This window comes from Wenzhouxiangella sp. AB-CW3 (genome assembly GCF_014725735.1).
In the GTDB taxonomy this organism is placed as follows: domain Bacteria; phylum Pseudomonadota; class Gammaproteobacteria; order Xanthomonadales; family Wenzhouxiangellaceae; genus Wenzhouxiangella.
In genome coordinates this window covers 1-13,072 of record NZ_CP061368.1, presented here as the reverse complement: position 1 = coordinate 13,072, position 13,072 = coordinate 1, and the positions used below count along the sequence as shown (strand labels likewise).

Here is a 13,072-nt window from a genome sequence, read left to right as displayed (position 1 = left end):
AGACAAGGTCGCTGCTCTCCCGTGAACCGGGAGAGCAGCGATATCCTGCATTCACTTGGATTGGGGGGACCCTGAAGCAAGGGCCCGCCAGTTGGTTTAAAGGTCTCTCAACCTTGAAGCCAGGTCGCGGGACAGGTCGATGACCGATTCTGGGGTGTCGACAGTATTGGTGCAGACGATTCGGGAAATGCCGGCCTCGAGCATGCTGTCGCGGGCACCGTCGGCAAAGAGCCCGTGTACGCCGACGGCCAGGGGAGGGCGAAATCCGTTTTCGACCAGGTGCCGGGTGGCCCGGGCCATGGTCGTGCCCGAGGAAATAATGTCGTCGATCAGCACGGGAGTGTGTTGCTGCAGCCCGGTCAGGTCGGGCAGGTGCATGCGCACGTCGCGGTCGCCATAACGCTTCTTGGTAAACACCCGCCAGGGCAGGTCTTGCAGGGCGGCAACCTCGCGAACCCACTGTTCGCTTTCCCCGTCCGGACCGATGAGCACCGGATCGTCCACCTCCTCGGCAACCCATCGAGCCAGGGCAGGCGCGGCCGCGACAACCTCTCCTTTCAGCGTGTAGAGTTCATCGAGGCTGGCATATCGATGCAGATGCGGGTCCACGGTCATCAGCCAGTCGAAGTGGGCCGAGATCCATTGGGCGAATGTTCTTGATGTCAGCGCTTCGCCCGGGGAAAAACGCTGGTCCTGTCGCATGTAAGCCAGGTAGGGTGCGACCAGTCCGACTCGACTGGCGCCCAGGTCGCGCGCCAGATCGGCTGCAAACAGCACGGCCGGAATCTTGTCATCCGGTGCATTGAGCGTGGCAACGGCAACCACTGTCTTGCCGGTCGGATCGGCATGCAGCCGGAGGTAGCTTTCGCCATCGGGAAAGCGCCGGTATTCCAGCGGGGCCATCTCGGCAGAGAGGTTTCTGGCCAGACGCTCGGCAAGGTCTTCGTTGCCCGGAAGGGGCATGATCAGCAATTCAGACATGGTCAGGCTATCCGGATGATGCCGTTGGTCTGGGCGTACTCGTGAGCATAGTTGAGCTCTCCCAGGGTTTCAGCGTGAATCGTGTAGAGCGGCATGCCGGGCTCGACGTGTTGGCCCAGCTTGACATGCAGCACCAGTCCGGCGGCCGGGGCGCCGGGCGCGCCGGCCAGCTTGGCCACGCGGGCCAGTCGCCGGTTGTCGATGGAAACCACCTCACCATCGCTTTCGGTTTGGATATCAAGCGTGCGGGCAGCGCGAGGTGGCGTCCGATGTCCACCCTGTGCATCGCAGATGGCGGCAAAGCGTTCGGCCGCGCGGCCGTCGGCCAGGACCGATTCGGCCAGGGCTTCTCCCGCACCTGTTTCGGCCACCCCGGTCAATTCAAGCAGGGCACCGGCCAGATGGACGGCGCGACGGCGCAGGTCCATGGGTTGATCGGCCTCGTTGTGCAACACCGACAACACGTCGAACGCCTCCAGGGCCGGACCGATGCCGCGGCCGATCGGTTCGCTGCCATCGGTGAGCAGTACTGAAAGTTTCAAGCCAAATGCATCGGCCACCGATTTCATGCGGGCCGAGAGTTGTTCGGCTTCGCTCTGGCTTCTGACCTTGGCCGTCGGACCCACCGGAATATCAATGACCAGGTGGGTGGCGCCTGCAGCCACCTTCTTTGACAGCACCGAGGCCACCATCTGCCCTTCGGCGTCTATGTCCATCAGGCGGGCGACTCGAATGAGCATGTCATCGACCGGACTCAGGCGCACGGCACCTCCCCATGCCACGCAGCCACCCTGGGCTTCGATGACGCGTCGCATCTGATCGAGATCGAGATCGACCGGGGCCAGCGTTTCCATGGTATCGGCCGTACCCGCCGGCGAGGTAATGGCTCTCGAGGAGGTCTTCGGCATCCACAGCCCGCAGGCCGCGGCAATGGCCACCACCAGTGGCGTGGTGCGGTTTCCCGGCAGGCCGCCCACGCAATGCTTGTCGGCAATGATGTCGCGTCCCCATTCCAGTCGATCGCCGGCATTGACCATGGCCTCGGTAAGATGAACGAGTTCCTCGTCATTTGGCGGAATCGCGCCCATGGCCGTGATGAACATGGCCAGGTGGATGTCGGCGTAGCGACCGGCTGAAATATCGGCGATAATCTGGTGCATTTCGCCGCGGCCCAGCCGGTTGCCGTAAATCCGGCCACGCACCAGCCCCAGAGAATCCAGCGGTTGCGGATGCGCAATATGCACCGAATCGCCTTCGGCAATCTGCAGCCGCTGCCAGGCCGATTCCGACAGGGCGATTTCGTCATCTGCCAGGAGATCGGAATCGATCTGGTAAAGGGTGGCAATGACCCGGCGGTTACCGGCCTGCAGGCGGACACGCGCATGCGCCGAAAACCCCTCCGAGCGGCAGACCGGACAATCGCGGTGGGTGATGGCAACCACCTGGTCATGCGTGTCCAGGGCCACGCGCCGCGCACGAAGATTGTTGCTGCTGCTCTCGACGTTTGCTGCCGACGGGTCGGTGGGCTGATCGCTCATCGAGACCTCAAGCCTGTGGTTCGGCGAGTCTTTCCGGCAGCAGGCAGGTCCTGGCAAATCGTTGCAGCAGGGACGCGCCCAGGGGCGCCGCTTGCACCCGGCCAAGCAACCGCTCCGGATCCTGACCCTCATCAATGAGTAGCTGGCGGCGCTCGCGGATATAGGCGCGCATGATCTCGGGATCAAACTCGGGATGGAATTGCACGCCCCAGCTACGCGGGCCGAATTTCAGCATGTGGTGTGGATCGCCGGGGGTTTCGGCCAGGATCTGCGCATCCGGTGGCGGGTCGAGTACGACTTCGGAATGGGTAACCTGCACCGACTGCCCATCATCGGCCAGGGTGACGAGGTCATCGCTGGCCAGCAGGCTGATGGGAAAACTGCCCATCCGGCGACCGTTGGGATTCGGTCCCACCCCGCCGCCCAGCGCATAGGCCAGGAGCTGGTGGCCATAGCACACGCCCAGGATGGGGAACCGGCGGACATGCATTTCGGCCAGCCAGCGGGCAGCGCGTTCCGACCAGGCCGGGCGGGACGAAAGCATGGCCGGCGAGCCGGTAACCAGGATGCCCGCCGGGGCATCGGGGTGATCGGGGTCGGGTAGGACTTCCCCGCGATCGACCTGAATGGTCCGGTAGCGAAACCAGTCGGGACCCAGCGCACGTCGAAACCAGGCATCGAAATCACCATGCTGGCGACGAATCGACTCCGGTGCCGAGCCGGTCTTGATGATCAGGAAAAGGGGAGTATCAGACATGCGCTTCATGATAGTCAGTATTGCAGGTTCGTGCCGTGCCATCGGCACATCCATTCGCCCTCACCGACCTTGCAGGTATACTGGTGGGCTTGAGTTTTTGATACCGGCTGACAACGTGAATTTTCAGGACTTCATTCGCACTCTCGACCGTTACTGGTCCGACCAGGGATGCGTGCTGACCGCGCCACTCGATCTCGAAGTCGGCGCCGGCACCTTCCATCCGGCCACCTTCCTGCGTGCCATCGGACCCGAGCCCTGGAACTCCGCCTATATTCAACCCTGCCGTCGTCCCACCGACGGTCGTTATGGCGAGAACCCCAACCGTCTGCAGCACTATTACCAGTACCAGGTGGTCATGAAGCCCTCGCCGCTGAACTTTCAGGAGCTCTACCTCGGTTCGCTCGATGCCGTGGGCATCGATCCCGGCGTGCACGACATCCGCTTTGTCGAAGACAACTGGGAATCGCCGACGCTCGGTGCCTGGGGACTGGGCTGGGAAGTGTGGCTCAATGGCATGGAAGTCACCCAGTTCACGTATTTCCAACAGGCCGGCGGACTGCCCTGCAAGCCGGTGATGGGCGAGATCACCTACGGCCTGGAACGCCTGGCGATGTATCTGCAGGGGGTTGAAAGTGTCTTTGACCTGGTGTGGACCGAGGGACCGCACGGGCCGGTGACCTATCGCGATGTGTTTCATCAGAACGAAGTCGAGCAGTCGACCTACAACTTCGAGCTGGCCGACACCGACAGCCTGTTTTCCTGGTTCGATACCTGCTACGAACAGGCCGTCCGCCTGGTCGAGGCGGATCTGCCGCTGCCAGCCTACGATCAGGTGCTCAAGGCATCGCATACCTTCAACCTGCTCGATGCGCGTCAGGCCATCTCGGTGACGGAACGTCAGCGCTACATCCTGCGCGTGCGCGATATCTCGCGGCGCGTGGCCGAAGCCTACTATGCCCGGCGCGAAGCGCTTGGTTTTCCGGGTGTCAAGCAAGGGGAGGTGGCGGCATGAAGGCCAGCCTGCTGATCGAGATCGGATGCGAGGAATTGCCGGCGCGCCAGATCAACCGGCAACTGTCACTGCTGGCCGACGGACTGGGCAAGCAGTTGCTCGAAGCCGGGTTGATTGCCGAAACCGACCGCATCGAGCGCTTTGGAACGCCACGTCGCCTGGCGATACGCATTCCGGAAGTGAGCGATCGCCAGGCCGACCGGGTGCTGGAGCGCAAGGGGCCATCACTTGATGTCGCCTACGACGAGGACGGCAAGCCGACCCGGGCGGCCGAAGGTTTCGCCCGCAGTGTGGGGCAGACCGTGGAATCCCTGGAAACGGTCGAGAATGAGCAGGGCCGCTGGCTGTTTGCACGGGTGGAACAACCGGGCCAGGCGTTGGCTGAACTGCTGCCCGGGATGTTTGCCCGCACCATCGCCGACATGGCCGGGGCCCGTTCCATGCGCTGGTCGGATCGCGAGGAGCGCTTTCTGAGACCGGTCCGCTGGCTGCTGGCACTGCATGGGGACCAACCCGTCAAGCTCGAACATTTCGGCCTGCAGGCCGAGCCACTGACGCGGGGTCATCGAATTCATTCGCCCGGTCCCCACAGCGTGGCCGACGCCGATGATTACGAGCGGGTGCTCGAAGCGGCTCATGTGCTGGTGGATCCGGCCAGCCGCCACGAGCGCATCGAGCATCAGGTCCGCGAACTGGCGAGCCAGGCACAACTCGAAGCGCTGGTTGACCAGGCACTGCTCGACGAGGTCGCCGGGTTGTGCGAATGGCCGGTGGCGATCATGGGTCATTTCGATCGCGACTTCCTGGAGGTGCCGGAAGAAGCCCTGGTCTCTTCCATGGAGCAGCACCAGAAATGCTTTGCCCTGCGCTCATCCGACGGGGCGCTGGCGCCCTGCTTTATTGCCGTGGCCAACATCGAAAGCCGGGATGTCGAAGCCATGAGCGCGGGCTTTGAACGTGTCATTCATCCGCGACTGGCCGATGCGCGCTTTTTCTGGAACCAGGACCGGCGCGAACGCCTGGCCGACAAGGTCGGCCGGCTTGACCAGATTCTTTTTCAGGAAAAACTGGGCAGCATCGGCGACAAGGTCAGGCGCATGATCGATCTGGCACAACAGCTGGCCGAAGGCCTGGACGCCGACCCGGCCACGGTAGAACGCGCCGCGCTGCTGAGCAAGTGTGACCTGGTCACCGAGATGGTGGGCGAATTTCCCGAACTGCAGGGTGTCATGGGGCGGCACTACGCACTGGCCGATGGCGAACCCGAAGCCGTCGCCGATGCCATCGAGCAGCACTACCTGCCGCGCCAGGCCGGCGATCGCCTGCCGGAATCGGCAGACGGCATGGCCGTGGCGCTGGCCGATCGGCTCGACACCCTCTGCGGGGTGTTTGCCGCCGGTCAGAAGCCGCGTGGCGGCAAGGATCCCTTCGCGCTGCGCCGGGCCGCACTGGGTGTGCTGCGCATGCTCGACGCCAGTGGCTATCCGGCATCGCTGCGCGACCTGGTCGATGCCGGTCTGGCCGGGTTTTCCGGGCAGCTCGAAATTGCCGATGGCCTGGGTGACGAGATCGAGGTCTTTATCTTCGATCGGTTGCGGCCCTGGGCGGCCGAGGAAGGCATCGAAACCAATACCGTACATGCCGTGGCGGCCGGTCGCACCGGCTCCATTGCCGACTTCATGGCCAGGGCCCGAGCCGTGCAGACCTTTGCCAACAACCCGGCGGTGGCCAGCCTAATTGCCGCCAACAAGCGGGCCAGCAATCTGCTCAAGCAGAATGCATCCGTCAGCCTGAACGGCATTGACCCGAAGTTGCTCGAAGACGAACAGGAGCGCGCGCTCTATGAAGCCATGGAACAGACGCGCGAGCGACTGGACGGCCACCTCAAGCAGCAGGACTACCCGGTGGCACTGGCCGAACTGGCCGAACTGCGCGAGCCGGTGGACCGCTTCTTTGACGATGTCATGGTCATGACCGACGACGAGGCCATCCGCAACAATCGACTGGCCCTGCTCGATGCACTGCAGCGACTGTTTGCCGATATCGCCGACGTGGCGCGTCTGGGACGCTGAGGACCATGGCCAGAATCCCCGCCCCGGTGCTGATCGAACGCACACTGCTGCTGGCCGGTGAGCAGCCGGCCGGCGGGGCAATCGACGCACTCATCGATTTTCAGCGCGCCGGACGTCGGGTGTTGCTGATCGCGCCACGCCCCCGGCGCTGGCGCCCCACGCGCAACTCGGTGGACCAGGATCTGGCCATACAGAAGGAACTGCATCGACGCTTCAGCCGTTCCGGCGCGGAGCTCGACGGCATCTGTTATCTGGCAGCCAGCCTGTTTTCCCGGCGTCCCGATCTGGAAAAACAGCTCAACCGCATCTCGCAGAGATATGCCTGTAAAAGCTCCGATCTTGTAATGATCGGTTGTGAACAGACCATTTTGCAAGGAATAGTAGAAATTGGTGGCCAAGCTCTGGCCGTGGGGCCGGGCAACGGGCCCGAGTGCCCGCACTACTCCAGCTTCAAAGCCGCACTGAAGTCGGCCCGGCAACGGCACTGAATACCCGGCCGGGCCAATCGGCCTGGGTCAGATATCCAGATTGGCCGCCTGCAGGGCGTTGGACTCGATGAAATCCCGGCGCGGCTCGACCTCGTTGCCCATCAGCGTGGCGAAGATCTCGTCGGCGGCCACCGCATCCTCGATGGTGACCTTGAGCAGTCGCCGGGTTTCCGGGTTGACGGTGGTGTCCCACAACTGCTCGGGGTTCATTTCACCCAGACCTTTGAAGCGCTGGAAACTGCGACCCTTGCGCGACTCGTTCATGAGCCAGTCGAACACCTCGGCAAAGCGGGTGACCGGGTGCGCCTGGTTGCCGCGTTCGACGCGCGCGCCTTCTTCGAACATGCCGGCCACGGCCCGGCCCACCCGGGCCAGTTGCGCGTATTCAGGCGAGTGGAAGAAAGTCGCATCGAACACCGTGTCCTGAACCACGCCCTGGGCAAAGCGCGAAATCACCACGCCACCGCCAGTCAGCGGCTTGATCTCCCAGCGCACTCCGGCCGGAGTGGCCTGATCCAGGCGCGCCGTGAAGCCTTCGGCCCAGGGCTGAAAGGCAAAGTCCTCTTCCATTAAAAACTGTTCAAAATCAATAAGTTGTTCCACAACATCCACATCGTAACGCAGCTTCAGGCGTTCGGCGACCTGGCGGGCCTGCTGGAAATCACGCATCAGTCCGGCGAACACTCCGGCCTCGATGGCAGGCGCGTCGGCACTGGGAAACAGTCGGGCCCCGTCCAGGGCACGTTCCAGCAGATAGTTGTTGAGCTCCGCCTCGTCCTTGAGATACCACTCCTGCTTGCCCTGCTTGATCTTGAACAGTGGCGGCTGGGCAATATAGACATGGCCCCGCTCGATCAACTCCGGCATCTGGCGGTAGAAGAAGGTCAGCAGCAGCGTACGAATGTGCGAACCGTCGACGTCGGCATCGGTCATGATGATGATGCGGTGGTATCGCAGCTTTTCGAGGTCAAACTCGTCCTTGCCGATGCCGGTGCCCAGGGCGGTAATCAGGGTGCCAACCTCGGCCGAGCCCAGCATCTTGTCGAATCGGGCCTTCTCGACGTTGAGGATCTTGCCCTTCAACGGCAGGATGGCCTGGTACTTGCGGTTGCGACCCTGCTTGGCCGATCCGCCGGCCGAGTCACCCTCGACGATGAACAGCTCGGACAGTGCTGGATCCTTTTCCTGACAGTCGGCCAGTTTTCCGGGCAGGCCGGCGATATCCAGTACGCCCTTGCGACGGGTCATGTCGCGGGCCTTGCGGGCCGCTTCGCGGGCACGGGCAGCTTCCAGCACCTTGCCCACGATCACCTTGGCCTCGTTGGGATGCTCGAGCAGGAAATCGCGCAGATTCTCGGCCAGGGCCGACTCCACCACCGGCTTCACGTCCGATGACACCAGCTTGTCCTTGGTCTGCGACGAGAACTTCGGGTCCGGCACCTTGACCGACAGCACGGCGATCAGGCCTTCGCGACAATCGTCACCGGTAGTCTGGACGCGATTCTTGCCGCCCAGACCGTACTCGTCGATGTAATGATTCAGCGTTCGCGTCAGTGCCGCACGGAATCCCGCCAGGTGCGTGCCGCCATCGCGCTGCGGAATCGTGTTGGTAAAACAGAACACTGATTCCTGGTAAGCATCAGTCCACTGCAGGGCGGCCTCGACGGTAATGCCCTCCAGCTCCTGCTGGAAGTGCAGGGTGGTGGTGTGCAGCGGGCTCTTCTTTTCGCTGAGGTGCTGCACGAAGGAACGGATGCCGCCTTCGTAGCAGAAGCGATCGCGCTTGCCGCTGCGCTCGTCGATCAGCTCGATATTGACGCCGGAGTTGAGAAAACTCAGCTCGCGCAGGCGGCGGGCCAGCACATCGTAGTGAAACTCGGTGTCGGAAAAAGTCTCGCGGCTGGGCAGGAAGCGGATCTCCGTGCCGCTCTGATCGCTGTCGCCGGTCGAATTCAGCGGCGCCTCGGGCACGCCGTTGCGATAGCCCTGGTACCAGCGCTTGCCCTGACGGTGTATGACCAGCTCCAGGTGCTCGGAGAGTGCGTTGACCACCGACACGCCGACACCATGCAGACCACCGGAAACCTTGTAGGAGTCGTCATCGAACTTGCCGCCGGCGTGCAGCACGGTCATGATGACCTCGGCGGCCGACCGGCCTTCTTCCTCGTGCTGATCCACCGGAATACCGCGACCGTTGTCGCTGACGCTGACCGCGCCGTCGCCATGCAGAATCACGCGGATCCGGTCGCAGTGCCCAGCCAGGGCTTCGTCGATGGAGTTGTCAACGACCTCGAAGACCATGTGATGCAGGCCGGTGCCGTCATCGGTATCGCCGATGTACATCCCGGGTCGTTTTCGAACGGCATCCAGGCCCTTGAGAACCTTGATGCTGGTTGAACCGTAGCTGTCCTGCGCCATTTGGATTTGCTTCCCGAAAGGTGGTGCACAAGTCAGCCCGCCACAGCGGGCACATATCCCATCATTATACCACTGGCCGAATACGCCCCTGTTCCACGTGGAACATGGTGGCCGTATCTCGGCCACCGGCGGTCGCCGTCACCCAGCTTTGCAACTCGGCTTGCTCCAGCCAGTCCAGCAAGCGGGCCAGGTGCCGGGCATCGAGCTCGGATACGGGGTCGTCGAGTAGCAGCATGGGCGGCCAATCGGCCTTCTCGGCCAGCAAGCGCAAGCCGGCCAATTGCATGGACATCGCCAGCAGCTTCTGCTGCCCGCGCGATAGCTCCGTGGCAGCCGGATGGCCGTCGCAGTGAATAACCAGGTCGGCGCGATGGGGACCATGCTGACTGAATCCGCGTTCCCGGTCGCGGTTTCGTCGTTTAGCCACGATCCGCTCCAGGCTGGAATCGGCCGGATGTCCGGGACGATAGCGAAAGTCGAGCCGCCCGGGAAGAGCGAACCCCAGTGTCTGCACCAGGGTTTCGACTTCCCCGGCCACGGCGTCAGCCTGCCGACGGCGCAAACGATTAAGCTCCGCCGCGGTCGAGAGAAACTCCGGTTCCAGGGCATCCAGCACTGCATCGTCGCCTCCCGCTTTCAGCGCCGCATTGCGCTGGCGCAGAACGCGGGCGAAGCGCTGCCACGCCAGCAGGTACCCATGTTCCACGTGGAACAACAGCCAATCCAGGTACTGCCGACGCTGGCGGGGTGCTCCGTCGACCAGGCGATGGCTGTCCGGTTCGACCAGCACCAGCGGCAATCGGGCCGCGAACTCGCTGACTTTCTGACAATCTCGCCCATCGATGCGACCGCGCCACTGCCGGACCTGCCGCTCGATCCCCAGCCGACAGCCATCGCGTCGTCGAGCGACGACCGACACTGCCTCGGCACCGTGCTGAATCAATCCGGAAATGTTCGCCGTACGAAAGGACCGCCCCCTGGCGAGCAGAAAAATGCCCTCGAGCACACTGGTCTTGCCTGCGCCATTCGGGCCTTGCAGCCAATTCAGCCCCGGCGTGGGCAGCAGTTCGACGGGTGCGAGATTCCGCAACCCGCGCAGGCTGAGCCACTCGATACTCAAGCCACCGGGGCCCGGACGGGATCAGAGCTTGAGCGGCATGACGACCTGGCGCACCGCTTCGGTATCGGTGTCGGTCACCAGGCAGGAACTGTTGGCATCCTTCAGGGAGATTGCGACCTTCTCGCCCGACATGGCCCCCAGGGCGTCGAGCAGATAGTTCACGTTGAACCCGACCTTGAGCTGGTCGAACTCGTGCTCGGCCTCGATCTCCTCGGTCGCTTCCTCCTGCTGCGGGTTGTGAGCCACGATACGCAGGGTGTCGGGCAGCATCTCCAGTCGCACACCACGATACTTCTCGTTCGACAGAATCGCCGCGCGCTGCAGGGCCTGGGTCAATTCTCCGCGATCGGCCTGTAAGGGCTTCTCGCTGGTCAGCGGAATCACGGCCTCGTAATCGGGAAAGCGGCCGTCGATCAGCTTGGTGGTCATGACTACGCGTTCGCGGTCGACCCGCAGAAAGCCCTGACCCAGCGTCACCTTCAGCGGCTCGTCGATATCCTCGAGAATACGGGTCAACTCCATGACGCCCTTGCGAGGCACGATCACGCTGCGCATCTCCCCGCTGATATCGGCATCGGTTTCGGCCAGTGCCAGGCGGTGGCCATCGGTCGCCACCGCACGCAGCTGCCCTTCGCGAAACTCCATGAGCAGACCATTGAGATAGTGACGAACATCCTGCTGCGCCATGGCAAAGGCGGTCTTTTCCAGCAGCCAGCGGAAGCGGCCCTGGTTCATCTCGTAACTGACTTCAGATTCGGCCTGGTCGCTGGATGGAAACTCGGTTGCCGGCAGGGTCGACAGGGTGAAGCGACTGCGTCCGGCATGCAATGCCAGCTTGTCGTCGTTGAGCTGGGCATTGATCTGCACGCCTTCCGGCAGTGCCCGGCAGATATCGACCAGCTTGCGCGCCGGCACGGTGATACTGCCTGCCTGGGCCACCTCGGCAGGTGCCCGGGCGACAACCTCCACTTCCATGTCGGTACCGGTGATGCGCAGACCCTCATCCACCGCCTCAATCAGAAAGTTGGCCAACACCGGCAGGGTTTGCCGACGCTCCACTACATTGACCACTTGTGCGATCGGTGCCAGCAACGTTTCACGCGGAATCGAGAACTTCATGGCTGCTCCTTCAAACAAGCCGACAGGGCCGGGGCCCCTGTTTCTGTTTTTGTTTATAAAGAAAGAAACATCAGTAGCAACAGGCCGTGTGTACTCTGTTGAAAACCCTATTTCTCATTATTTTTCAACTACTTGCAAAATATTTACCAGTGTACGGACACTGCGCTCTTCCTGTGGGTGGTCTGTGGATAACATGCCCCGTTCTTTTTGTCCACAGCTCATCCACCGTTTTTTAACTGGATAATTCCCGGGTCAGCCGGGCGCGTTCCTCACGCAGGCGCCCATCAGCTTCGCACAGACTCTGGATTTTACGACAGGCATGCAGCACTGTCGTATGGTCACGGCCACCGAAAGCGTTACCGATCTCGGGCAGTGAATGCTCGGTCAGCTCCTTGGCCAGGAACATGGCCATCTGCCGTGGTCGGGCAATCGAGCGGCTGCGGCGGCGCGACAACAGGTCGGCGACCCGTAATTGGTAAAAGTCGGCCACCACCTTCTGGATGTTCTCGATGGTGATCAGCCGGTCATGTACGGCGAGCACATCGCGCAGGATCTCGCGGGTGTATTCCTCGTCGATGGTCCGTCCCGAAAAACGTGCATTGGCGATCAGCGAGTTGAGTGCGCCTTCCAGGTCACGCACGTGCGACCGGATCCGCCGGGCCACCAGGAAGGCCACCGATTCTTCCAGCTCCAGCCCGCGTTCCATGGCCTTCTTCTGCAGGATGGCCACCCGGGTCTCGAAATCCGGCGGTTCGATCGACACCGTCAGGCCCCAGCCGAAACGGGACCGTAGCCGGGCCTCGATGCCGTCGACCTCCTTGGGGTAGCGATCGCAGGTCAGGATGATCTGCTGGCGCGATTCGAGCAGGGCGTTGAAGGTATGAAAAAACTCTTCCTGCGTCCGATCCTTGCCGGCAAAGAACTGGATGTCATCGATCAGCAGCGTGTCGACCGAGCGATAGCGGCGCTTGAAGGCATCGATGCTGTTGCGCCTGAGCGACTGGATCATTTCGCTGACGAACTTCTCCGAATGCAGGTACATCACCCGCGCTTCCGGATTGGTGCGGGCAATGTACTGGCCGGCGGCGTGCAGCAGGTGGGTCTTGCCCAGGCCGGTGCTGCCGTAGAGCAGCAGCGGGTTGTAGGCCGTGCCCGGGCTGCTGGCGACCTGCTGGGCTGCGGCGAAGGCCAGCTCGTTGGACTTGCCGAGCACAAAGTTGTCGAAATCGTAGCGGTCATCCAGGCCGAAAGCGCCCCCATTGTGGGCCGGCCCGGTGGTCGTGCCGCGGCTACGCTGTGCCTGCCCACCGACATCGATCACGACCTGGTCGCGGTCAATGCCGTGGTGCGCGAAGAAATCGCGCACCATGTCCAGGTAGTGGGTTCGCACCTGTTCACGCACCAGGTCGTTGGGTGCGTTGAGACGAACCCGGTGGCCATTGCCATTGACCAACTGCAGGGGGCGAATCCAGGTGTTGAGTTCTTCGAGCGGGACGTGGCGCTCGAGTCGCTCGAGGCACTGCTGCCAGAGCTCGGCGAGTTCGTCTTGTTGCTGCTGGCCGCTCAT

10 protein-coding genes are annotated in these 13,072 nt (G+C 62.7%); 3 read left to right on the top strand and 7 right to left on the bottom strand.

The window, feature by feature from the left end:
* Positions 1–96: 96 nt before the first annotated feature.
* From IC757_RS00050 to IC757_RS00040, 3 genes are read right to left on the bottom strand one after another with little or no spacing between them, the layout of a single operon-like run.
* On the bottom strand, positions 97–981 hold the full coding sequence (locus IC757_RS00050; protein WP_190975393.1) for a ribose-phosphate pyrophosphokinase: 885 nt from the start codon (positions 979–981) through the stop codon (positions 97–99).
* Between the two features lie 2 nt (positions 982–983).
* Positions 984–2,519: a thymidine phosphorylase family protein gene (locus IC757_RS00045; protein WP_190975392.1), complete on the bottom strand. Its 1,536-nt coding sequence runs from the start codon at positions 2,517–2,519 to the stop codon at positions 984–986.
* Positions 2,520–2,526: 7 nt separating this feature from the next.
* The gene (locus IC757_RS00040; protein WP_190975391.1) at positions 2,527–3,285 is read right to left on the bottom strand and encodes a glutamine amidotransferase; all 759 of its coding nucleotides are present in this window, start codon (positions 3,283–3,285) and stop codon (positions 2,527–2,529) included.
* Positions 3,286–3,391: 106 nt separating this feature from the next.
* On the opposite strand from IC757_RS00040, the gene glyQ reads away from it, so the two are divergent.
* The 3 genes from glyQ to IC757_RS00025 are packed head-to-tail and all read left to right on the top strand — an operon-like array spanning position 3,392 to position 6,848.
* The gene (glyQ, locus tag IC757_RS00035; RefSeq protein ID WP_223846178.1) at positions 3,392–4,288 is read left to right on the top strand and encodes a glycine--tRNA ligase subunit alpha; all 897 of its coding nucleotides are present in this window, start codon (positions 3,392–3,394) and stop codon (positions 4,286–4,288) included.
* Positions 4,285–6,360: a glycine--tRNA ligase subunit beta gene (gene glyS / locus IC757_RS00030; protein WP_190975390.1), complete on the top strand. Its 2,076-nt coding sequence runs from the start codon at positions 4,285–4,287 to the stop codon at positions 6,358–6,360. Before glyQ ends, glyS begins: the two co-directional genes overlap by 4 nt.
* 5 nt (positions 6,361–6,365) lie before the next feature.
* Positions 6,366–6,848, top strand: a complete 483-nt coding sequence (locus IC757_RS00025; RefSeq protein ID WP_190975389.1) for a hypothetical protein — start codon at positions 6,366–6,368, stop codon at positions 6,846–6,848.
* Positions 6,849–6,875: 27 nt separating this feature from the next.
* On the opposite strand, the gene gyrB is transcribed toward IC757_RS00025, so the two are convergent.
* From gyrB to dnaA, 4 genes are all read right to left on the bottom strand, one after another.
* Positions 6,876–9,266, bottom strand: a complete 2,391-nt coding sequence (gyrB, locus tag IC757_RS00020) for a DNA topoisomerase (ATP-hydrolyzing) subunit B (protein WP_190975388.1) — start codon at positions 9,264–9,266, stop codon at positions 6,876–6,878.
* A gap of 64 nt (positions 9,267–9,330) precedes the next feature.
* A complete protein-coding gene (gene recF / locus IC757_RS00015) occupies positions 9,331–10,386 on the bottom strand; it encodes a DNA replication/repair protein RecF (RefSeq protein WP_190975387.1) in 1,056 nt (351 codons plus the stop codon).
* A 21-nt stretch (positions 10,387–10,407) separates the two neighbouring features.
* Positions 10,408–11,505, bottom strand: coding sequence for a DNA polymerase III subunit beta (dnaN, locus tag IC757_RS00010; RefSeq protein ID WP_190975386.1), 1,098 nt, complete (start codon positions 11,503–11,505; stop codon positions 10,408–10,410).
* 232 nt (positions 11,506–11,737) lie between these two features.
* Positions 11,738–13,072, bottom strand: a complete 1,335-nt coding sequence (gene dnaA / locus IC757_RS00005) for a chromosomal replication initiator protein DnaA (RefSeq protein WP_190975385.1) — start codon at positions 13,070–13,072, stop codon at positions 11,738–11,740.